Origin of the sequence: Dactylosporangium darangshiense, assembly GCF_039537565.1 — a bacterium.
Classification (GTDB): Bacteria; Actinomycetota; Actinomycetes; order Mycobacteriales; family Micromonosporaceae; genus Dactylosporangium; species Dactylosporangium darangshiense.
Map to the genome: position 1 here is coordinate 1 of NZ_BAABAT010000031.1, position 21,607 is coordinate 21,607.

Annotated in this window: 17 protein-coding genes; 7 read left to right on the forward strand and 10 right to left on the reverse strand. The window is 71.0% G+C overall.

The window, feature by feature from the left end; all coding sequences use genetic code 11:
• Positions 1–57 precede the first annotated feature (57 nt).
• The 3 genes from ABD901_RS39365 to ABD901_RS39375 form a co-directional block, all read right to left on the reverse strand.
• Positions 58–1,146, reverse strand: coding sequence for a sensor histidine kinase (locus ABD901_RS39365; RefSeq protein ID WP_345135303.1), 1,089 nt, complete (start codon positions 1,144–1,146; stop codon positions 58–60).
• A gap of 107 nt (positions 1,147–1,253) precedes the next feature.
• On the reverse strand, positions 1,254–1,589 hold the full coding sequence (locus tag ABD901_RS39370) for a hypothetical protein (RefSeq protein ID WP_345135305.1): 336 nt from the start codon (positions 1,587–1,589) through the stop codon (positions 1,254–1,256).
• 65 nt (positions 1,590–1,654) lie between these two features.
• Positions 1,655–2,041 carry a hypothetical protein gene (locus ABD901_RS39375; protein WP_345135307.1) on the reverse strand — a complete coding sequence of 129 codons (387 nt, stop codon included), beginning with the start codon at positions 2,039–2,041 and terminating at the stop codon, positions 1,655–1,657.
• A 377-nt stretch (positions 2,042–2,418) separates the two neighbouring features.
• Here ABD901_RS39375 and ABD901_RS39380 point away from each other — a divergent pair, with 377 nt between their 5' ends.
• Genes ABD901_RS39380 through ABD901_RS39395 form a run of 4 tightly spaced genes read left to right on the forward strand, consistent with a single transcriptional unit; the run spans position 2,419 to position 7,275 of the window.
• On the forward strand, positions 2,419–3,729 hold the full coding sequence (locus ABD901_RS39380) for an L-fuconate dehydratase (protein ID WP_345135309.1): 1,311 nt from the start codon (positions 2,419–2,421) through the stop codon (positions 3,727–3,729).
• Positions 3,730–3,740: 11 nt separating this feature from the next.
• Complete coding sequence (locus ABD901_RS39385; RefSeq protein WP_345135310.1) at positions 3,741–4,781, forward strand: sugar ABC transporter substrate-binding protein; 1,041 nt, start codon at positions 3,741–3,743, stop codon at positions 4,779–4,781.
• Between the two features lie 20 nt (positions 4,782–4,801).
• On the forward strand, positions 4,802–6,274 hold the full coding sequence (locus ABD901_RS39390) for a sugar ABC transporter ATP-binding protein (protein ID WP_345135312.1): 1,473 nt from the start codon (positions 4,802–4,804) through the stop codon (positions 6,272–6,274).
• Positions 6,271–7,275, forward strand: a complete 1,005-nt coding sequence (locus ABD901_RS39395; RefSeq protein WP_345135314.1) for an ABC transporter permease — start codon at positions 6,271–6,273, stop codon at positions 7,273–7,275. Before ABD901_RS39390 ends, ABD901_RS39395 begins: the two co-directional genes overlap by 4 nt.
• A 45-nt stretch (positions 7,276–7,320) precedes the next feature.
• On the opposite strand, the gene ABD901_RS39400 is transcribed toward ABD901_RS39395, so the two are convergent.
• The gene (locus tag ABD901_RS39400; protein WP_345135318.1) at positions 7,321–8,889 is read right to left on the reverse strand and encodes a putative Ig domain-containing protein; all 1,569 of its coding nucleotides are present in this window, start codon (positions 8,887–8,889) and stop codon (positions 7,321–7,323) included.
• Positions 8,890–9,020: 131 nt separating this feature from the next.
• Positions 9,021–9,710: an RraA family protein gene (locus tag ABD901_RS39405; protein ID WP_345135320.1), complete on the reverse strand. Its 690-nt coding sequence runs from the start codon at positions 9,708–9,710 to the stop codon at positions 9,021–9,023.
• A 180-nt stretch (positions 9,711–9,890) separates the two neighbouring features.
• Between ABD901_RS39405 and ABD901_RS39410 the strand changes: the two genes are divergently transcribed.
• Positions 9,891–11,333, forward strand: coding sequence for an MFS transporter (locus tag ABD901_RS39410; protein WP_345135321.1), 1,443 nt, complete (start codon positions 9,891–9,893; stop codon positions 11,331–11,333).
• A 68-nt stretch (positions 11,334–11,401) separates the two neighbouring features.
• Here the strand turns inward: ABD901_RS39410 and ABD901_RS39415 are convergent, their stop codons facing one another.
• The 5 genes from ABD901_RS39415 to ABD901_RS39435 all read right to left on the reverse strand — a co-directional run bounded on the left by ABD901_RS39415 (position 11,402) and on the right by ABD901_RS39435 (position 14,937).
• On the reverse strand, positions 11,402–12,502 hold the full coding sequence (locus tag ABD901_RS39415; protein WP_345135323.1) for a DNA glycosylase AlkZ-like family protein: 1,101 nt from the start codon (positions 12,500–12,502) through the stop codon (positions 11,402–11,404).
• A gap of 229 nt (positions 12,503–12,731) precedes the next feature.
• Positions 12,732–13,133, reverse strand: coding sequence for a DUF6924 domain-containing protein (locus ABD901_RS39420; protein ID WP_345135325.1), 402 nt, complete (start codon positions 13,131–13,133; stop codon positions 12,732–12,734).
• A gap of 52 nt (positions 13,134–13,185) precedes the next feature.
• Entirely contained in the window at positions 13,186–13,344 is a 159-nt protein-coding gene (locus tag ABD901_RS39425) for a hypothetical protein (RefSeq protein WP_345135328.1), read from the reverse strand.
• A 206-nt stretch (positions 13,345–13,550) separates the two neighbouring features.
• Entirely contained in the window at positions 13,551–14,135 is a 585-nt protein-coding gene (locus ABD901_RS39430; RefSeq protein ID WP_345135330.1) for a hypothetical protein, read from the reverse strand.
• Positions 14,136–14,385: 250 nt separating this feature from the next.
• Positions 14,386–14,937, reverse strand: coding sequence for a hypothetical protein (locus ABD901_RS39435; protein ID WP_345135332.1), 552 nt, complete (start codon positions 14,935–14,937; stop codon positions 14,386–14,388).
• 175 nt (positions 14,938–15,112) lie between these two features.
• On the opposite strand from ABD901_RS39435, the gene ABD901_RS39440 reads away from it, so the two are divergent.
• Together ABD901_RS39440 and ABD901_RS39445 are read left to right on the forward strand one after the other, a co-directional pair.
• A complete protein-coding gene (locus ABD901_RS39440; RefSeq protein WP_345135334.1) occupies positions 15,113–15,562 on the forward strand; it encodes a nuclear transport factor 2 family protein in 450 nt (149 codons plus the stop codon).
• A gap of 328 nt (positions 15,563–15,890) precedes the next feature.
• On the forward strand, positions 15,891–21,488 hold the full coding sequence (locus ABD901_RS39445; RefSeq protein ID WP_345135336.1) for a ThuA domain-containing protein: 5,598 nt from the start codon (positions 15,891–15,893) through the stop codon (positions 21,486–21,488).
• The last annotated feature ends 119 nt before the right edge of the window (positions 21,489–21,607 follow it).

Consider the following 21,607-nt stretch of genomic DNA (forward strand, 5'->3'; position numbering starts at 1 on the left):
CCGGCCCCCGCCCCCGGCCCCCCACCCCCGAACCCTCGGCCACCACGCCCCCGGCCGTCACGGCCCCTCCAGCGGCAGGCGCGCGCTCACAACCCACCGATCCCCCTCTGCCCCCGCGCTCAGCTCCCCGCCGAGCAACTCGGCCCGCTCCCGCATCCCGATCAGCCCGGACGAAACCCGCACGTCCACAACGTCCCCGGTGCGGGCGACCCGCACCGAGACCGGACCGCCGTCGCCGTGCTTCAGGGCGTTGGTCAGCGACTCCTGCACGATCCGATACGCCGCCAAATCCACGCTCACCGGCACGCCCCCGACGTCGCCGCGCACGTCGAGGTCGACCGGCAGCCCGGCGCGCGTCGCGAGCGCATCCAGCGCGCTCAGCCCGCCGGGCGCGTTGTCCGGCACGGTGTCCGGCCCGGCGGCCGGGTCGCGCAGGAACCCGACCATGCGCCGCATCTCGGCGAGGCCCTGCACGCTGTTCTCCCGGATGACCGTGAGCGCCTGCCGGGTGCCGTCGGCGCCGAGGTCGGCGGACAGCGCCGCGGTGGCGTGGATGGCCACAGCGCTGAGGTGGTTGGCGATGACGTCGTGCAGCTCCCGGGCCATCGCCGCCCGCTCGGCCGCGACGGCGTTGGCGCGGTCGGCCGCCGCGAGCCGGGCGACCTGGTCGGCCTCGCGGCGGGCGGCGGCGGCCCGGTCGCGGTGGTGGCGGACGTGGGTGCCGGTCAGCACCGGCACGACGGTGACGAGCGCGAGCAGCACGCCCAGGCCCAGCGCGCGCACGTCGCGGACGACGACGAGGAAGGCCACGCCGGTGACGACGGAGCCGACCACGGAGACGACCAGCAACGCCCGGGCGAGAGCGGCGCGGCCGTGCACGCAGGCGTCGTAGAGCACCTGCGTGTAGACCAGCGGGGTGGCCAGGGACGGCCCGATGACCACGTCGCAGGCGACGGCCGCGGTGCCGACGATCACGCTCGCCAGCGGGGCGGTGCGGCGCAGCAGCAGCGCGCCGCAGCACACCACGAGGGGCACGAACAGCCACAGCGGATGCACCCGGGCCTGATACTGCCCGGTGACGAACATCAGTGCGCCCGCCGCCAGCCCGCTGCCGGCGAGCACCAGATCGACGACGCGCCCCCTCATGCCTGCGATTGCACCATACGGGTGTGACAGTTTTTGGAAACGGTCACCGCACAGCGACGCTCCGCTGCTCCTTGAGCTGGTTGGCGGCGGCGGTCGGCGCTGTCCCGTCAGTTCGACTTCGGCGTCGGCGACGGATCGGTGTTGGGCGAGCCGACGCGCGGCACGTAGGGCGAGGGCTCCCCGCCGCAGAACGACACGTCCCACTCCGGGACCCGCATGAAGTTCTGCCCCGCGTCCCGGCTGGTCGTGGCGAACGCCACCCCGTCGATGCATACGCGCGTGATGTTCGGGTGCCCGTCCACGTTGGCGTACACCTCGATCTTGTCCGGGGTCTTCCACGGCACGCCCTTGAGGTCGTGCGCGTTCGCGTCGTCGCTGCTGCACCCGCCCAGCGCGACGGCCACCGCCACGGCCACAACGGCCGCGACCACTTTGAGCTTCATGAACGTCCCCTCCCCCGTCGGAACAGCGCAGCCCTAGTACAGCAAAGCCACGCAAAGCCTCAGGTTCAGGTCAGCGACCGCGGTGTCCGGCACACCGGGCACAGCACCCGCTTGACGTCCGAGACGATCTCGGTCCTGCACGTGCGACACGTACCCATCTGGCAGAATCCGGACGGGTAGTACCTGTCGTTCGGGCCCAGGTCCGGCAGGCCGAGCGCGGCCAGGTACGCCTCGTCGGAGCCCTCCTGCTTGGCGCGCGGCGGATACCAGGCCGCGACGGCGAGCACGATCCGTTCTTCGTCGCCCCCGTCGTGGGTGATCGTGCGGGACCGCAACACCTCGTCGAGCAGGTCTATCAGGCCGGGCAGGCTGAGCCGGCCCAGCGCCTCGACGAGGCGCGGCCGGTTGAGGGCCGCGAACACGGCCTCACGATGATCGTCGACGTCACTCACGACGCGACGGTAGGGCATAGCAGGAAACCGCAACCACAACACATGACGTGCCGGCCGCGGGGCCCCGCGGCCGGCACCCGGCCCTGTTTGCCGCGTCGGCGTCACGGCAAAAGGGCGTCGCCCGCGGCCGCGGCGGTGGCTCCGGCCATCGAACCATGGGCAACCCTCGAGCGATAGTGAACATCCGAGGTATGCCCGCGTCAAGTTCTCGCCGCACTTCTGTTCGTCGGCACAAAAGCCTTGCCTTGATGACCTTCGCCTGCTAAACATCGGATGTATTCGTGAGGATCAACCGAGCGAGTTCAACCGAGCGAGTTCACCGAGCGCGGGCGACCACGCGAGGGCGACCGCGCGACGAACGAGGCAAGGACGGGGCGATGAGCAACCGGTTCGTGGAGCTTTCCACCTACGACGTGCGGTTCCCCACGTCGCGGCAGCTGGACGGCTCCGATGCGATGAACCCGGACCCGGACTACTCGGCCGCGTACGTCGTGCTGCGCACGGACGCCGTCGACGGTCACGAAGGGCACGGGTTCGCCTTCACGATCGGGCGCGGCAACGAGGTACAAACGGCGGCAATTCTGGCTCTTCGACCCTATATCGTCGGACGGCTGGTGAAGGAGGTCCTCGACGACCTCGGCGGCCTGTGGCGGGAGCTCGTGCACGACTCCCAGCTGCGCTGGCTCGGTCCCGAGAAGGGCGTCATGCACATGGCTATCAGTGCCGTGGTCAACGCCCTGTGGGACCTCAAGGCGAAGCGGGCCGGGCTGCCGCTGTGGCAGCTGCTGTCCTCCATGCACCCGGAGGAGCTCGTCGAACTCGTCGACTTCCGGTACCTCACCGACGCCCTGACCCCGAAAGAGGCCCTCGAGCTGCTGCGGCCGGGTGCGGAGGGCCGCGAGGAGCGCATCGCCACGCTGCTCGCGGAGGGCTACCCGGCGTACGCGACGTCGCCGGGCTGGCTCGGCTACGACGACGACAAGCTCGCCCGGCTGTGCCGCGAGGCCGTCGACGCCGGGTTCACGCAGATCAAGCTCAAGGTCGGCGCCGACCTCGACGACGACCTGCGCCGGATGCGCATCGCCCGCGACGTGTGCGGGCCGAACGTGCGCATCGCCGTCGACGCCAACCAGCGCTGGGACGTCGGCACCGCGGTGGAGTGGGTGCGCGCCCTCGCACCGTTCCACCCGTGGTGGGTCGAGGAGCCCACCTCGCCCGACGACGTGGTCGGGCACGCCGAGATCGCCCGCCGTATCGCGCCCGTGCCCGTCGCCACCGGCGAGCACGTGCAGAATCGGGTGGTCTTCAAGCAGCTGCTGCAGCTCAACGCGGTCTCGTTCGTCCAGCTCGACGCCGCCCGCGTCGCCGGGGTGAACGAGAACGTGGCGATCCTGCTGCTGGCCGCCAAGTTCGGCGTCCCGGTGTGCCCGCACGCCGGTGGGGTCGGGCTGTGCGAGCTGGTGCAGCATCTGTCGTTGTTCGACTACGTGGCGGTCTCGCGCAGCATGCGCAACCGCGTGATCGAGTATGTGGACCACCTGCACGAACACTTCGCCGACCCGGTGCGGCTGCGGGGGGGCCGCTACCTCGCTCCGCTCGCCCCGGGTTTCAGCTCCACCATGCGGGCGGAGAGTATTGCCCGCTACGCGTTTCCGGACGGCCCAATCTGGAATCCCGACACCCCCTGAGGAAGTTCGCCATGAGAAAGCTGGCACCGCTCGTCGCCGCCGCGCTGGTCGTCACCCTGGCGGCCTGCAACTCCACGACCGACAAGCCGGGCGGCTCGTCCACCGGCGGCGCCGGCGCGCCGATCGCCGTCGACCTGCCGCGCGCCGACTCCGACTTCTGGAACTCCTACGCCAAGTACATCCCGCAGTACGCCAAGGAGGCCAACCTCAACCTGATGACGCCGACCAACTCGCAGAACGACATCGCGAAGCTGGTCGCGAACACACAGGCGTTGACGAGTCAGGGCGCAAAGGCGATCGTGATGGCACCGCAGGACACCGGCGCCATCGCCACCACCCTGAACACGCTGGAGCAGAAGAAGATACCCGTGGTCACCGTCGACACCCGGCCCGACAAGGGCAACGTGTACATGGTCGTGCGCGCCGACAACCGGGCGTACGGGCAGAAGGCGTGCGAGTACCTCGGCCAGAAGCTCGGCGGCAAGGGCAAGGTCGTGGAGTTCCAGGGCTCGCTGTCCTCGGTCAACGGCCGCGACCGCTCGGAGGCCTTCGCCGAGTGCATGCAGCAGAAGTACCCCGGCATCACCGTCTTCGCCGAGCCGACCGAGTGGGAGGGCGCCAAGGCCTCCGCCGCGCTGCAGACCCGCCTCGCGCAGCACCCGGACATCAACGGCATCTACATGCAGGCCGGCGGCGTGTTCCTGGCCCCGACGCTGCAGCTGCTGCGCTCGAAGAACCTCCTCGTGCCGCCCACGGACTCCAAGCACATCTTCATCGTGTCCAACGACGGCATCCCGCAGGAGTTCGACGCGATCCGCAAGGGCGAGATCGACGCGACCGTGTCGCAGCCGGCCGACCTCTACGCGAAGTACGCGCTGTTCTACGCCAAGGCGGCGGTGGACGGCAAGAAGTTCGAGCCCGGCAAGACCGACCACGACAGCACCATCGTGCAGGTGCGCGAGGGCGTGCTCGAGGACCAGCTGCCCGCTCCGCTCGTGACCAAGGACAACGTCGATGACAAGGCGTTGTGGGGAAACCAGATCGGTAAATGATGTCGGTAACTGAAAGTGCCGTGGCGGCCGTCGGGGTGAGCAAGCACTTCGGCGCCACCACGGCGCTGTCGGACGTCACCATGCGCATCGCGCCCGGCGAGACGCACGCTCTCGTCGGGCGCAACGGCGCCGGCAAGTCCACCCTCGTGTCCCTGCTCACCGGCCTGCACCGGCCCGACGGCGGCGAGATCCGCTTCGGCGGCGAGCCGGCGCCGCCCGCCGCCGACCGCGGCGCGTGGCGCCGGCGGGTCGCCTGCGTGTTCCAGCGCTCGACCATCATCCCGACGCTCACCGTCGCGGAGAACCTGTTCCTCAACCGGCAGAGCGAGGGCGGCCCGATCCGCTGGGGCGCGCTGCGGCGGCGGGCCGGACAGCTGCTGGAGGAGTACGGCGTCGGCGTCGACCCGGGCGCGCCCGCCGCCGACCTCGGCGTCGAGCAGCGCCAGCTCGTCGAGATCGCGCGGGCTCTGTCGCAGGGCGCGCGGTTCATCATCCTCGACGAGCCGACCGCCCGCCTCGACGCCGCGGCCATCGACCGGCTCTTCGCCCGGCTGCGGGGGCTGGCCGCCTCCGGCGTGACGATGCTGTTCATCTCGCATCATCTGCAGGAGGTGTACACCGTGTGCGACACCGTCACCGTCCTGCGCGACGCCCGGTGGATCCTCACCAGGCCCGTCGCCGACATCGGGCACGACGACCTCGTGGCCGCGATGACCGGCGAGGCGGTCGGCCTGACCGACGTCGCGCGGCGCCCGCCGCGGGACGCCTCGGTGCCGGCCGCGCTGCGCATCGACGGCCTCGCCCTCGACGGCGCCTACGAGCCGCTGACGCTGGAGGTCAAGGCCGGCGAGATCGTCGGCGTGACCGGCTCCGGCAGCAGCGGCAAGGTGTCGCTCGCCGAGACCGTCGGCGGGCTGCGGCGCGCCTCGGCCGGCACCGTCAGCGTCGGCGGCGCCACCGTCGGGGCGGGCGTGCCCGCCGCGCTGCGGGCCGGCATCGGCCTGGTGCCGCAGGACCGCCACCGCGAGGGGCTCGTGCCGCTGCTGTCCGTCGGCGAGAACGCCACCATGCCGATCGCCGACCGGCTCGGCCCGGCCGGGATGATCCTGCCGGGACGGCGGCGGGCGGCGGCACAGGCGGCCATCGAGCGCTACGACATCCGCACCGAGGGCCCGGACGCGCCCGTCGCCAGCCTCTCCGGCGGCAACGCGCAGAAGGTCGTCCTGGCCAGGGCCACGGCGCGGGAGCCGAAGGTCCTCGTGCTCATCAACCCCACTGCCGGCGTCGACGTGCGCTCCAAGGAGTCGCTGCTGGGGGCGGTGCGGGCCGCGGCCGACGCCGGCACCGGCGTGCTCATGGTCTCCGACGAGCTCGACGACCTGCGCCACTGCGACCGCGTGCTCGTCATGTTCCACGGGCGCGTCACCACCGAACTGCAGGCCGGTTGGAGCGACACCGAGGTGGTCGCCGCCGTCGAAGGAGTCTCCGCATGACCACGACTGTCACCGCGCCGGCGCCGGCGCGGCGGGCCGTGCCCCTGGCCCGCCTGCGCGACCTGGCGCTGGTGCCGGCCATCGTCGCGCTGCTCGTCGTCGGCGCGCTCATCGACCCGGTGTTCCTGTCCCGCGCCAACCTCGTCAACGTGCTGCAGCAGCAGACCGAGCTGTCGCTGCTGGTGCTCGGCGAGACGCTGATCCTCATCGGCGGGCGCTTCGACCTGTCCCTGGAGTCGACGGTCGGGCTCGCGCCGGCCCTCGGCGTGGCGCTGGTCATCCCGGCGGCGAGCCACGGCATCGGCACCGAGTGGGCCACCGCCCTGGCGGTGCCGATCTGCCTGCTCGTCGGCATCCTCATCGGGGCGCTCAACGGCGTGCTGATCCTGCGTTTCGGCCTGTCGGCGTTCATCGTGACGCTCGGCATGCTCATCACGCTGCGCGGCGTGCAGATCGGCATCACCGGCGGGCAGAGCCTGTTCGACCTGCCGCCGTCGGTGACGTACCTGGGCAACACCATCTGGCTCGGCGTACCGCTGTCGGTCTGGCTTTGTGTGGTGGTGTTCGCCGCCGGGATCGCGGCGCTCGGCTGGTTCCGCCAGGGCCGTGCCGTCTACGCCATCGGCGGCAACGCCGACGCCGCCCGGGCCGCCGGCATCCGCACCGACCGGGTCATGTACGTGGTCTTCATGATCGCGGGCCTGCTGGCCGCGCTCGCCGGGCTGCTCATGGCCGGCCGGCTCGGCTCCATCGCGTCCAACCAGGGCTCGCAGATGATCTTCCAGGTCTTCGCGGCGGCGGTCATCGGCGGCGTGAGCATGAACGGCGGCAAGGGCACCCTGTTCGGCGCGCTGTGCGGCGTGCTGGTGCTGGGCCTGGTCAGCAACATCCTGACCCTCGCGGGCGTGTCGGCGCAGTGGATCCAGGCGGTGTACGGCCTGGTCATCCTCGTCGCGCTGGTGCTGGCCCGGCTGACGACGGGCAAGTCGCAGGACTCGTAGCGGTGCGGCGGTGGGGGCCGGGACCCGGCCCCCACCGCCACGGGATCAGGACAGGGTGACCGCGAGGTCGTCGAGCACGAACGACGTCTGCAGCGAGGAGTCCTCGGTGCCGTTCCACTTGAGCGTGACCGTCTGCCCGGCGAACGCGTTCAGGCTGTAGGTCTTCTGGACGTACCCACTGGCCTTGTTCAGGTTCGACAGCGTCGCCAGGGTGGTCGAGCCGGCCGTGACGGTGAGCTTGTCGTACTGCACCGTCGTGGTCGTCTCGGCCGAGTCGATGTGCACCCAGAACGTCAGCGTGGCGCTGCAGCCGGCCGGGATGGTGACTGCCTGCGAGACGCTCTCGGTGTGCGTGGAGCCGTAGCCGAGCAGCCACGCGCTGTACGTGCCGCCGTGCGCCGCCTGGCCCTGCGAGGCCCACTGGCCGATGGCGCCGGTGGTGCCGCTCCAGCCGGTGGCGCCGGACTCGAAGCCCGGGTTGGTGAGCTTCTGGCCGCTGCAGCTGCCGCCGCCCCCGCCGCTGACCGTCCAGCTGAACGTCGCGCTACCCGTCGCGCCGGTGGTGTCGCGCGCCGTGACCGTGGTGCTGGTGCTCTGCGCGGTCGTCGGCGTGCCGGAGATCAGGCCCGTGCTCGCGTTGATGCTCAGGCCCGACGGCAGGCCGGTCGCCGAGTAGGTCAGCGTCTGGCCCGACTGCGAGTCGGTCGCGGTGATCTGCAGCGACGTCGCCGTGCCGACGGTGGCCGTCTGCGCGCCCGGGTTGGTGACCGTGACCGTGTTGCCCGGCGTGCTGGCGCCGGTGAGCAGGCAGCCGGAGACGGTCAGGTCGATCGCGCGCGAGGAGTTCAGGCAGGTGGTGAACCAGTACGTCTGCTCGCCGTAGGACTGTCCCTGGTGGACGGTCACGTTGCCGTTCGCGTCGACCTCGCACGGGTTGTTCAGCGTGCAGCTCTGCCCGTCGTCGTTGCCGGTGTTGTTGATGCCGATGATCTGCCGGTCCGACGAGCGGATGATCGGCGAGCCCGAGGTGCCGTGGGTGGTCTGGCAGCCGGTGTCGTACCGGATGGAGTCATGCCACGTCCACTGGTCCTCGCGCAGCGTCGGCACGAACCCGTTGACGTTGCAGGTCCAGACCTGCTTCCAGTAGCTCGACGGGATCGTCATCGCGGTGCCGTCGGCCGGACGGGCGGCGGCGACGGTCAGCGCGGTGGTGTTGTACTTGGTCTTGATCGAGGCGAACGTGTCGGTGAGCTGGTACAGCGCGACGTCGGTGTTCGTCATCGTGCCGTAGATGAGCTTGTCCGCCCGAACCGTGCCCAGGGAGGCGCCGGTGTCGCTCAGCAGCGTGCCGGAGCGGCTGCTGGTGCGGTTCTGCAGCACCACACCGGCGTTGATGAACCCGTTCTCGTAGCAGTGGCCGTTGGTCAGCAGCATGGCCCGGTCGGCGTCGACCGACTGCGGCCAGCGCACCAGCGAGCCCGAGCAGTTGTTCAGCGCGATCGTCGCGCCCAGGCCGGTGACCGAGAGTGCCTGGGCGGGGGCGGGTGCGGCGACGACGCTCGCGGCGACGGCGAGGATCGCCGCACCGACTGCGAGGGTCCGTCTCTTGGGCATGGGGGTTCCCTTCGTTGGGGTACGCGCGATGCGTCGTGTGCTTCGCGCGTAGCCACCCGTCAATGTGATTGGCAATCTCACATCGACGAACGTGCCCGTCAACGGCGGCGACCCTTTGTCCTGCCCTGCGCTTATTCCTCGATGGCTCCGCCGACTCTGCGCAGATGGGCGCGGAAGGTGTACCCCGGATCCTGCGCCCGGACGGCCAGAAAGTCGGCGAAGCGCGTCTGGGCCCGCAGGGTCTCCCCCGCCGTGATGCGCCGCGCCTGGTCGCGCTCGGTGTGCCGGATCGGGCGGGCCAGGGCGAGGACCTCGTCGACCTTGTCGGCGGCGAGGAACAGCACCCCGTCGTCGTCGGCGAACACGACGTCGCCGGCGCCGACCAGGTGCGGGCCGAAGCGGGCGGTGACGAGGGCCTCGGGCTCGCGCTCGTCGACGCGCAGCGGCCCGGCCGGCAGGGCACCGTAGCTGAACACCGGCGCGCCGATCTCGGCGAGCTCGGCGGTGTCGCGGTGCAGGCCCCACACGACGAGCCCGGCCACGCCGGCGGCGACCGCCTCGAGCACGGTGAGGTCGCCGACGCAGGCCTCATCGGTGCGCCCGCCGTTGTCCACGACGAGCACGTCGCCGGGGCGGGCGTCGTCGTACGCCTCGAGGAAGACGTCGACGCTGCCGTAGTGCCGGGCCGGCAGCACCCGCCCGGCGAGCCGGGAGCCCGGGACGACGGGCCGCACCCCGGCGGGCGCGAAGCGTGGCGGCACGCCGGCCCGCACACAGGCGTCGGCGACGAGCGGGGTGGTGAGGTCCGCGAAATCGATCACGGTGCCATCATTGCGCCCGGCGGGCGCGCGGCCCCGTGCCAATCCCCGCCGGGTGGCTTCGAGGGGCGTTCAGGGCAGGGCGGCCAGGTCGCGCGCGTCCATGGCCGGGTGTGACGGGCGCCGCACACCGAGCGAGTAAAACTCCGTGGACCGGAGGCCAGCCTCCGCTAGTGTGGAGGCATGCCTCAAGTTAAGCCCCGGTCATCGTACCGGCTGACGTTCGCCGTGCTGGCGGCGTCGACGGCGGCGTTCTCCATGCTGCAGTCGCTGGTCAGCCCGGTGCTGCCCGTCATCCAGCGCGACCTGCACACCTCCGCCGGCACCGTGACGTGGGTGCTGACCGCCTGGCTGCTCGCCGCGTCCGTCGCCACCCCGCTCATGGGCCGCATCGGCGACATGATCGGCAAGGAGCGCACCCTGCTCGCCGCGCTCGCCGCGATCGCCCTCGGCTGCCTGCTCGCCGCCCTCGCCCCGAACGTCGCCGTGCTCATCGTCGCGCGGGTCATCCAGGGCCTCGGCGGCGCGCTGTTCCCGCTGTCGTTCGGCATCATCCGCGACGAGTTCCCGCCCGGCCGCGTCGTGTCCGCGGTCGGCGCGATGTCGGCGGTCATCGCCCTCGGCGGCGGCACCGGCATCGTGCTGGCCGGCCCCGTCGTGTCCGCGCTGAACTGGCGCTGGCTGTTCTGGATCCCGCTCGGCATCGTCACCGTCACCGGCCTGCTCGCGTGGCGCTTCGTGCCGCCGTCGCCGGTGCGCTCGGCCGGCCGGGTCAACTGGCCCGCCGCCGCCCTGCTGTCCGGCTGGCTCGTCGCGCTGCTGCTGCCGCTGAGCAAGGGCAACGCGTGGGGCTGGGCGGCGCCGCGCACCGTCGGGCTGTTCGCGCTCGCCGTCGTGCTGCTCGCGGCGTGGGTCGCGGTCGAGGTCCGCTCCGGCAACCCGCTCATCGACATGCGCATGATGCGCCTGCCCACCGTGTGGACCACCAACATCGTCGCGCTGCTGTTCGGCGCCGGCATGTTCGGGGTGTACGCCTTCCTGCCCCAGTTCATGCAGATCCCCCGCGCCACCGGCTACGGCTTCGGCTCCTCCGTCGGCGAGGCCGGCCTGCTCATGGTCCCGATGCTGGCCACCATGGCCGTCGCCGGCATGCTCAGCGGCCCGATGGCCGCGTGGTTCCCCAGCCGCGCGCAGGTGGTCGCCGGCGCGCTGCTGTCCACCGCCGCGAGCGCCGCGTTCGCCTTCGCGCACTCCGCGCCGTGGGAGGTGGCCACCGCCGCCGCGGTCTTCGGCGTCGGCATCGGCCTGGCCTACTCGTCGATGACGAGCCTCATCGTGCACTCGGTCCCGATGGCCCAGACGGGCGCGGCGAGCGGCATGAACGCCAACATCCGCACCATCGGGGCCTCCATCGGTACCGCGGTGGTCAGCTCGATCGTCACCGGCGACCTGCGCGCCGACGGCCTGCCGACGGAGTCCGCGTTCACCACCGCGTTCGTCGCCCTGGCCGTGGCCGCGGCCCTGTCGGTCGCCGTCGGCCTGCTCATCCCGCGCGCCCGCCACACGACCGTCACCGCGTCGCACGCCCCGGCCGCGGAGCCGGAACTGGCGGACGCCCGCGCCTGATCCCTGCTCCTGATCGCCCTGCTCGTGCGAGGCCGGCTTCCCCCGCGGGAGCCGGCCTCGCCGGGCGTTCAGGTCGCCCAGGCCAGGGTCAGCTGCAGCCAGCTCGCCAGGTCATCGATCTCGTGCCGCACTGCGGCGGTCATCGCCTTGCTGAACGCAACGTCCTGGTGGACGGCGTCCACCCGAAGCACACCGGCCTTGCGGTCGGCGGTGGCGTCGAGCTTGCCGACCAGCCGGTCGCCGTACAAGATCGGCAGCGCCCAGTAGCCCCAGCGGCGCTTGGCGGCCGGCTTGTACATCTCCAGCTGGTAGTCGTACTCGAACAGCTCGGTCATCCGCTTGCGGTCGTAGACGAGCCGGTCCAGCGGGGACAGCAACGCGGCGCGACCGGTGAACGTCCGGTCCAGCACCTCCGGGTCGATCCGCCATTCGCCCTTCACACCCTCGACCACCGCGGGCTCGCCCACGGCCCGCACGTCATTCGGCTCGACCGGGTTCTCCGGGGCACGGGCGCGCGCAATGCCCAGCGCGCGCAGCCGGCGCTCGTCACGGATCCGCAACGCGTCCTCGTAGGGCACCACGTCGTCCGGGTAAACCCGCTCGGCGAGATCCCACAGCCGGTGGGCGCCGCGCCGGCCAGCGGCCGCGACCTCGCCGCGCTGCACGAGGAAGTCGATCATCTTCAGCACGTTGCGATCGTTCGTCCAGCCGGAGGAGCGCCACGGGATCACGCACGTGTCCGGCAGCTCACCCGCCGGCAGCGGACCGTCGGCACGAAGCCGGGCGAGGATGTCCAGCCTGCAGCCATTGTTGGCATCCACCCAGCCCTGCACGCTCTCCTGCCAATCACGCAGCGGAGGACGCCCCGGCCACTCAGCCATCTCGGCCCGATACAGCGCGAGGTCCTCCGGCGGCCGGATCAGGCCGCGCAGCTCCAGCAGCGCCTGCTCGTCGATGGCGTCGCGCAGCTGCGCCGGGGAATACGAGGAGCCAAGACGGCTCCACAGCACCAGGTCGGCGTTGGGCGCGACGGCCGCGGTCGGATCGTTCTGCAGCAACGTCAACCGGCGGACAGCGTCGAACATCCCGCTCGGGCGGTGGGCGTCCAGCAGTTGGGCGCGCACGGCAAGGCGGCGGGCGTCGGTGCGGGACAGGGTGCGCACAGTCACGAACCGAGCCTAGGCGGAGGGTACGACAACAACCGGACTTCCCAGGCCGCCCGTTGACTGGCCGACGGGCATCGTTGCAGGTTACGCGCATCTGCTTGGCGTGCTGTTCCGACGAGCCCGGTCGCTCCAGGCGTCGGCTGGCTGAAGGGCACCGCGACCGCGGCAAGCTTCGCGAGGCTCCCAACTCAGCAAGGTCACGTGCACGTCAGGGCGGCGGCGAGACTACGCCCTACCGGCAGATGCCCTGTTCTGCGGTCCAGTGCTCGGCGATTTCCCAGAAGAGGACGTTGCCTGCGGTGAGGCCGGCTTGGACGTGGAGGAAGCCCGCAGGCGTGACGCGTACGACGCGTCCGGGATCGTCGTAGAGATCGACGGCCACCAGCGACCGCCCAGGGTCGCTGAAGGTAACGTGGTCAGCCAGAAAGGCATGCGAGACGTCAGACTGCGTCATGCGGCCCGCGAGTCCGGCGGGGGTCAAGCCGACAAGATCGGGATTGTCGATCGGCATCAGGATGGCGTGGATGGTATCGAGAATCTGCTGTAAATGAACGCAGAGCTCGTCCCAGGCCGCGTCGTCCGAGAAGTCCGTGCGGACGAGCAAGCCGTGCTCCTCCGAGACCTCGGGCAGCATGACCCCGGCACCTCCGAGTTTGTTCGGTCAGAGAAGTTGATGCAGCGTAAACCTACGGCCACGAGACGGCGTGGAACTTGACCGAGATCGCCGTGCCGGCGACGATGTCGGCCACTCCGGTCGCCGTCCCGAAGGTGTTCGACAGGTTGACCGTGAACGTCGCCCTGAGCGTGCCAGCCTGATCGACCGCTGTCCGGGAATCGTTCAACACGGCCAGGTCGAGCGCGGACGGCTCGGGGGTGGTAGCGGGGGTCGCGGAGGAGGGTCGGCGGGGCCGAACGATCGGGCCTCCGGGCTTGGTTCGAGCTCCTGCATGCGGTTGACGGCCACGTCCTTCGGACGGTGGCCCGTGCGGGCGCACGGTGAAGCCCGGAGACGGTCGCCGCCAGGTCTCCGGGCTTCGTGGGTCGGTGCGGATCAGATGAGCCAGCGGTTGCGCTGGACGATGGGGAGTTTGGCCCAGCGGCGGCCGAGGCCCCAGGTGTGGCCGGCGTAGGCGGCGGCTAGGACGATGAGCACGGCGGCGTAGATGACGTGGTAGTCGGTCAGCGGGTTGGTGGAGCCGGTGGGTGCGCCGTTGGCGGCGTGCTGCGCCAGGGGGTACTCGGCCAGCCACATGCCGGCCATGATGAGGGTGCCGGACACGGCGGCGATGCGCAGGCCGATGCCGGCGGTCAGCGCGATGCCGATGCCGAGCATGCCGAGCATGAACGCCCAGTTGGCGTACCAGGTGCCGGCGATGGTGTGGAAGAAGCCCTGCAGGGGACCGGCGTCGACGGAGGCGAGGAAGCCCTTGGTCGGGTTGCCGCCGTTGATCCAGGCCTTGGCTTCGGGGGTCGAGTAGCCCAGGCCGAAGGTCTTGTCGGCGAACGCCCAGAGGAAGACGAACCCGGTGGCGTAGCGCAGCACGGCCAGGGCCTTGGCGGCCGTCCTGGTGAGCATGCTGCCCGGGGCCTCGACGCGCTCGAGGTGGTTGACCTGGTGGATGTGTGCGGTGCGCATTTCCGGCCTCCTGCCGTGTCCCTTTGACACATCCATCGTCATCCCCGGCCCGTGCCGGGCGCCCGTGCCGAACCGCCCCAACCATCCGGGACCGACGCCCCTTCACCACCGGGACCTCAGTCCACCCCCAAGATCCGAGCCTGCGCCCGGCCACCGCCAACCCCCCGAAGGCTCACTGGCGACGAGCGACCGTCAGCAGCGTATTCAGTCGGGTGGTTTCAGGCCCTTCATCAACTCCTGGGCGGTGCCGTCACGGCCAGTACGGCAGGGCCTGTTCCGCCGCGCGGGCGATGGCGCTTCCGTCGAGTGTTATGGCGGTGGTGTCGATGCCCATGCTCTGCCACTCGATGACGAACTCGAAGGGCTCCGGCGGCGGGAGTGGCCAGAGCCAGAGCTGCTGGTCGCCCTCGTAGCTGCGGTCGGAGCTGCTGGATCCGCTGCCGGTCTCGACGAGCATGGGAGGGTCCGGCCGGTCGGTGGGGTGCGCCCAGCCTCGGAAGGCGTTGGCGATGGTCGTGGCTTTTGAGCCGTCAGGAAAGCGGACACCGAACTTGAGGGCAGCGTCGGCCGGTGTGACGTATGGATGTTGCCCGGTAAGGCTTCCGAGGAGGCGCTCCCATGCGGACTCCTCCAGCGTGCCCCGCCGGGCGGCGAGGTGCAGGTTGAGGGTGCAGCCCTCCCGGAAGGCGATGACATGCTGCAGCGCGACGACAGCATGGGCCGTTCTGGCGACGAACTGCTGGATGGGCACAGGGCTGCCCAGGATGCCGCTGGGCGGCCCCTGCCAGGCAGCGGCGTTCATTTTCCCCACGATGCCACAAGACCAACATGACGGCAGCCGGCAGTTCCTCGACGGTGAACGGACGCGGAGCAACTGATCGCCTGTCGCCAAGGAGTGGATGCAGCAGACGCTCCATGACCGCGGACGTGCGCACCCGTCGCTGAACGCCGGAGGCGTCGGTTGCGTGGATGCGGGTATGACGGTGAACGATGACGAGGAGCTCGCGGCGCTCGTGCGTCGTGCGGCCGACGCGGCCGCTGCCTTCATCCGCGGCGACATCCGCACCTACCTGGGCCTCCTTCCGCACGCCGACGACTACACGCTCATGTCGCCGTACGGCGGCGCTGCACACGGCTTCGATCACTCCGACGCGTCCCTCGACGCGACCGCCGCATGGTTCCAGGGCGGCGAAGCGCAGCTCGAGGTCGTGCAGACCTACCGCGCGGGCGACCTGGCCGTGATCGCGGCGATCGAACGGCAGCACGGCGTGGTCGGCGGGCTCCCGGCGCAGGACTGGTCGTTGCGCGTCACGCTGGTCTTCCGCCGCGACGACGGAGAGTGGCGGTTGGTGCACCGGCACGCCGACGCACTGGTGCACACGATCGACCACGCCCAGCTCTCGGTGCTCGCCCGAGGTACGGCATGATCCGGTAGACCAGGCACAGACGTCTGCGCGGCTGATCGTTGAGGATCCGGTCGAGCGCACGCCGACCGGGTGGTGCTCGGCGTGACACACGTGAGGCCGCGCTCACCCGGAATTTGGCGTTCATCTGTACAAATTTTTCGGTGCACTCGTGGCTTCTTGCGACGATCAACGCTAATCTATCGGCCAACATGCGGCTGTACCGCGGCCGCATGGCAGCGAAGCCTGCTGTCGGTCCGTCGGCGAGGACCTGACCGCCTGCCCTCACGGCGCGACGGCTCCGTCAGGCCGCCGCGCCCTGTCCCGGACCACCCCCGGGAAGGAGACCGGCATGTTCGCCTTCCATCGCCCAGCCTCGACTCGACACCGGCCGATCCGGCTGCTCGCCGCCGTCACGGCCCTCGCCACCGCGTGCACCATGGCCGTCTTCGCCGCCTTCGCCACCCCGGCCGCCGCGGCGACGTACTCGATCCTGGTCTTCTCGAAGACCGCCGGGTTCCGGCACGACTCGATCCCCGCCGGCATCACGGCGATCCAGCAGCTCGGCGCCGCGAACGACTTCACCGTCGACGCCACCGAGGACGCCGCGGCCTTCACCGACGCCAACCTGGCCAGGTACAAGGCGGTGGTCTGGCTCTCGACCACCGGCGACGTCCTCGACGCGACCCAGCAGTCCGCCTTCGAGCGCTACATCCGCGCCGGCGGCGGGTACGTCGGGGTCCACTCCGCCTCCGACACCGAGTACGACTGGCCCTGGTACGGCGGGCTGGTCGGGGCGTACTTCAACTCGCACCCGGCCGAACAGCAGGCGACCGTGAAGGTCGAGGACCCGGCGCACCCCTCCACCGCGTCGCTGCCGGCCAAGTGGTCCCGATTCGACGAGTGGTACAACTTCCGGACCAACCCGCGCGCCGCCGTACACGTCCTGGCCAGCCTCGACGAGACGTCGTACACGCCGGGCGCGGGCGCGATGGGCGCCGACCATCCGACGACGTGGTGCCAGAACTACGACGGCGGCCGGGCCTGGTACACGGGCGGCGGCCACACCATCGCGTCGTACTCCGACGCCCAGTTCCGCGCCCACCTGCTCGGCGGCATCCAGACGGCGGCCGGCGTGGTGGCCGCCGACTGCGGCGCGTCGAAGACCGCCAACTTCCAGAAGGTGACGCTGGACAGCAACACCAACAACCCGATGGAGCTCGATGTCGCGCCCGACGGCCGGGTGTTCTACATCGAGCGGGACGGCCGGCTGCGGATCATCAAGCCGGACACCCAGACCACCGTCAACGCCGGCACGGTCAGCGTCTTCACCGGCAACGAGGACGGGCTGCTCGGACTCACGCTGGACCCGAACTTCGCCACCAACCACTGGGTGTACCTCTACTACTCGCCCGCGACAGGGGCGGCCCGCAACCTGCTGTCCCGCTTCACGGTCAATGGGGACACCCTGGACCTCGCGAGCGAGCGGGTCGTGCTGCAGGTCGACACCCAGCGCAACACGTGCTGCCACGAGGGCGGCTCGATGACCTTCGACAGCGCCGGCAACCTGTACCTGGCCACCGGCGACAACACCAACCCGTTCGAGTCCGGCGGCTACGCCCCGATCGACGAGCGGTCGGGCCGGCAGGACTACGACTCGCAGCGCAGCGCCGCCAACACCAACGACCTGCGCGGCAAGGTGCTGCGCATCCACCCGGAGGCGAGCGGGACGTACACGGTGCCCACGGGCAACCTCTTCGCGCCCGGCACCGCGCAGACGCGGCCGGAGATCTACGCGATGGGCTTCCGCAACCCGTTCCGGATCGGCATCGACCCGAAGACGAACGTCCTCTACGTCGCCGACTACGGGCCGGACGCCGGCGCGGCCGACCCGAACCGCGGGCCCGGCAACACCGTGGAGTGGAACATCGTCGGGCAGCCCGGCAACTACGGCTGGCCGTACTGCGTCGGCAACAACTACGCCTACCGGGACTTCACGTTCCCGTCCGGGCCGAGCGGGCCGGCCTTCAACTGCGCCGCCCCGGTCAACAACTCCCCCAACAACACCGGGCTCACCAACCTCCCGCCGGCCGTCGCGGCCACCGTCGACTACGACTACGACGGCAACCCGCTGTTCCCGGAGATCGGCGGCGGCGGCGCGCCGATGGGTGGCCCCGTCTACCGGTACAACGCCGGGCTCGTCTCCGATCGCAAGTGGCCCGCGTACTTCGACGGCAAGGCCCTCTTCGGCGAGTGGAACCAGTCGAAGATGTACACGATGCAGGTCGGCGCGGACGGCAAGAGCCTCGTCGACATCAACCAACTGCTCAACGGGATGTCCTTCGTCCGCCCGATGGACTTCGACTTCGGGCCCGACGGCGCGCTCTACCTGATCGAGTGGGGCAGCGGCTTCGGCGGCAACAACGACGACTCCGGCGTCTACCGGATCGACTACCGCACCGTGGACGCGGCGCCGGTCGCCGCGGCGGCGGGCCAGCCGACCACTGGTGTCGCGCCGCTCACCGTACAGTTCAACAGCGCCGGCTCGCGGGACCCCGCGGGACAGCCGATCACCTACGCCTGGACGTTCGGTGACGGCGGCACCTCGACGCAGGCCAACCCGAGCCACACGTACACCGCGAACGGCAACTACACCGCCCAGCTCACGGTGACCGACCCGGGCGGCCGCACCGGCGTGGCGAACGTGCCCATCACGGTCGGCAACACCGCCCCGACGGTGACGCTGAACCTTCCGCCGAACGGCGGGTTCTTCGACTGGGGCACCCAGGTCAACTACACGATCACGGTCACCGATCCGGAGGACGGCCCGATCGACTGTTCCCGAGTGGTACTGCAGTACCTGCTCGGCCACGACGAGCACGCGCACCCGCTGCAGCAGCAGGCGGGCTGCTCGGGAAGCATCCAGACCTCGTTGGACAGCGGGCACGGCGCCGACGCGAACCTCTTCGCCGTCCTCGAGGCCAGCTACACCGACCAGGGCGGCGCCGGCGGCGCGGCCGCACTGACCGGACGGTCGCAGGTGCAGTTGCAGCCGAAGCGGAAGCAGGCCGAGTACTTCAGCGCGACCGGCCGGGTCGCCGGCGCCCCCGCCGGTGGCGACCCGGGCGTGCAGCGCGAGGCGACCGGCGATGCGCAGGGCGGCTTGCAGAACATCGGCTTCATCGAAGAGGGCGACTGGTGGTCGTTCACGCCGGCCAACCTCACCGGCATCCAGTCGCTGCGGCTGCGGGCCGCGTCCGGCGGCTCGGGCGCCGTGGTCGACGTGCGCGCCGGCTCGCCCACCGGGACGCTCCTGGGCTCGGCCAACGTGCCGGGGACGGGCGGCTGGCAGACGTACACCGACGTGTCCGTCACGCTGCCCGCGAGCACGGTGAGCCAGCCCCTCTACTTCGTCGCCCGGCCACCGGCCGGCGGCGGGACCGGCGGGCTGCTCAACGTCAACTGGGTCGACTTCGTCGGCCCCGGCGTCGGCCAGAACAACCCGCCGCCGACCCTCTCGCCGAACGTGCACCTCTTCTACTACCCGTGGTACGGCAGCCCGTCGGTCAACGGCAGCTACCGGCACTGGCAGCAGGGCGGGCACACCCCGCCGAACGACATCGGCGCCGACTACTACCCGACGCTCGGCGCGTACGACTCCGGCGACTTCGCCGGCGCGGTGGCGCAGCAGATGGCGTGGGTACGGCAGTCCGGCGCGGGCGTGATCATCTACAGCTGGTGGGGCCAGGGCTCCTACGAGGACGGCCTCGCCATGGGCGTGCTCAACGCGGCCCAGGCGCAGGGGATCAAGGTCGCCTGGCACCTGGAGCCGTACGCCGGGCGGACCGCCGCCTCGACGGTGTCGGACATCAACTACATCAACAGCCGCTACGGCAGCCACCCGGCGTTCTTCCGGGCGGCGGACCGCGGTAACCGCCCGGCGTACTACATCTTCGACAGCCTGAACATCACCGACTGGTCGGCGCTGTCCCAGGTCAACGGCAACAACATCATCCTGGCGCAGACCACGGACACGACGAAGATCGCGAACTTCTCCGGCATGTACACCTACGACGCGATCGCCGCCGCCACCGCGCCGGGCTGGGAGGCGGCCGGCGAGTACGCCCAGTCCCACGGCCTGGTCTGGTCGCCCTCGATCGGCCCCGGCTACCTGGACGACCGGGCGGTGCCGGGCAACACCACGCCCACCCTGGCCCGCAACAACGGCGCCACGTACGACCAGGTCTGGAACAACGCGCTCGACCCGGCCAAGGGCGGGCTGCCGACCTGGGTCTCGATCACCTCGTTCAACGAGTGGCACGAGGGGTCGTCGATCGAGCCGGCCCGCAGCAACCCGCCGGCCGGGTTCGGCTACCAGACCTACTCCGGCGCCTACGGCCTCACCGGGACCGCTTCGGAGACGGCGTACCTCGACCGGACCGCCTACTGGACGGCCGAGTTCGAGCGGCGCCGCGGCGGCGGTGGCGGCGGGCTCGTCGCCGATCCGGGCAGCCTCGACTTCGGCGCGCAGAACGTCAACACCACCAGTGCCGCCCGCACGGTGACCGTGCGCAACACCGCAACGGCGGCGGTGACGGTCACGGGCGTGACGGTCACCGGCGACTATGCGCAGACCAACACGTGCGGGTCGAGCCTGGCCGCGGGCGCCTCCTGCACGCTCAGCGTGACCTTCAGGCCGACCGCCACCGGCGTGCGCGGCGGTTCGCTGGCGGTCGCCTCGTCGGCGCCCGGCAGCCCGCTGACCGTGGCGCTCACCGGGACCGGCGCCAGCCCGTCGGGCAACCTCGCGCTGGGCCGGCCGGTCACCGCGACCAGCACGAACCAGTCGTTCGTCGCCGGCAACGCGGTGGACGGCAACGCATCGACGTACTGGGAGAGCGCGAACAACGCCTTCCCGCAGTCGCTCACCGTCGACCTCGGCTCCGCCGTCACCGTCGGCCGGGTGGTGCTCAAGCTGCCGGCGAGCTGGGGCACCCGCACCCAGACGCTGTCGGTGCTCGGTTCGGCCGACGGCTCGTCGTACAGCACGATCGCCGGCTCGGCCGGCTACACCTTCAACCCGGCCAGCGCCAATACGGTGACGATCAACCTGCCGTCCGGCGCGCAGCGGTACCTGCGGCTGACCTTCACCGCCAACACGGGCTGGCCCGCCGCCCAGGTCTCCGAGCTCGAGGTGTACGCCGACGGCGGCACCACCGCCCCGGCGATCTCGGTCTCCCCGGGCACGTTGTCCTTCGGCAGCCGTACGGTCGGGTCGACCAGCCCGGCATCGGCGGTGACGGTCACCAACACCGGCACCGGCACGGCGACGCTCACCGGCGTCACCATCACCGGCGACTTCGCGCAGACCAGCACGTGCGGGTCGACGCTGGCCGCGGGCGCCTCCTGCACGGTCAACGTGACCTTCACACCGGCCGCGACCGGCGCCCGTGCCGGCACGCTCTCGGTCGGCTCGAACGCGCCGGGCAGCCCGCACTCCGTGGCCCTGTCCGGCAGCGGCACCTCCGCCACCTCGAACCTGGCGGCCGGACGGCCGGTCACCGCGACCAGCGTGACGCAGTCGTACGTCGCGGGGAACACGGTGGACGGCAACGCATCGACGTACTGGGAGAGCGCGAACAACGCCTTCCCGCAGTCGCTCACCGTCGACCTCGGCTCCTCGGTCAGCGTCTCCCGCGTGGTGCTCAAACTGCCGCCGTCAACCTCCTGGCAGACCCGTACCCAGACCCTGTCCGTACTCGGCTCGACCGACGGCTCGTCGTACACCACGGTCGTGGGGTCGGCGGGATACACCTTCAACCCGGCCACGGGTAACACGGTGACGATCACGTTCCCGGCCACGACACAGCGCTACCTGCGACTGACCTTCACCGCCAACACAGGCTGGCCGGCCGGCCAGATCTCCGAATTCGAGGTGTACGCCTCGTAACAGCCGCGGCCGGTCGTCCCCGGATACCCCAAAGTCCGGGGACGACCGGCCGCGTCACGCGGCAGGGTGAGACGCCCCGGAAACCCCGCCGAAACCCTCCGGCCAGAGCATGGGAGGCA

What these genes read in the sequence shown, in the direction of transcription:
- ABD901_RS39440 (WP_345135334.1), top strand. Translation starts at nt 15,113, where the DNA reads ATGACGGTGAACGATGACGAGGAGCTCGCGGCGCTCGTGCGTCGTGCG.
- ABD901_RS39420 (WP_345135325.1), bottom strand. Translation starts at nt 13,133, where the DNA reads ATGCTGCCCGAGGTCTCGGAGGAGCACGGCTTGCTCGTCCGCACGGAC.
- ABD901_RS39380 (WP_345135309.1), top strand. Translation starts at nt 2,419, where the DNA reads ATGAGCAACCGGTTCGTGGAGCTTTCCACCTACGACGTGCGGTTCCCC.
- ABD901_RS39435 (WP_345135332.1), bottom strand. Translation starts at nt 14,937, where the DNA reads ATGAACGCCGCTGCCTGGCAGGGGCCGCCCAGCGGCATCCTGGGCAGC.
- ABD901_RS39395 (WP_345135314.1), top strand. Translation starts at nt 6,271, where the DNA reads ATGACCACGACTGTCACCGCGCCGGCGCCGGCGCGGCGGGCCGTGCCC.
- ABD901_RS39365 (WP_345135303.1), bottom strand. Translation starts at nt 1,146, where the DNA reads ATGAGGGGGCGCGTCGTCGATCTGGTGCTCGCCGGCAGCGGGCTGGCG.
- ABD901_RS39385 (WP_345135310.1), top strand. Translation starts at nt 3,741, where the DNA reads ATGAGAAAGCTGGCACCGCTCGTCGCCGCCGCGCTGGTCGTCACCCTG.
- ABD901_RS39430 (WP_345135330.1), bottom strand. Translation starts at nt 14,135, where the DNA reads ATGCGCACCGCACACATCCACCAGGTCAACCACCTCGAGCGCGTCGAG.
- ABD901_RS39400 (WP_345135318.1), bottom strand. Translation starts at nt 8,889, where the DNA reads ATGCCCAAGAGACGGACCCTCGCAGTCGGTGCGGCGATCCTCGCCGTC.
- ABD901_RS39410 (WP_345135321.1), top strand. Translation starts at nt 9,891, where the DNA reads ATGCCTCAAGTTAAGCCCCGGTCATCGTACCGGCTGACGTTCGCCGTG.
- ABD901_RS39370 (WP_345135305.1), bottom strand. Translation starts at nt 1,589, where the DNA reads ATGAAGCTCAAAGTGGTCGCGGCCGTTGTGGCCGTGGCGGTGGCCGTC.
- ABD901_RS39445 (WP_345135336.1), top strand. Translation starts at nt 15,891, where the DNA reads ATGTTCGCCTTCCATCGCCCAGCCTCGACTCGACACCGGCCGATCCGG.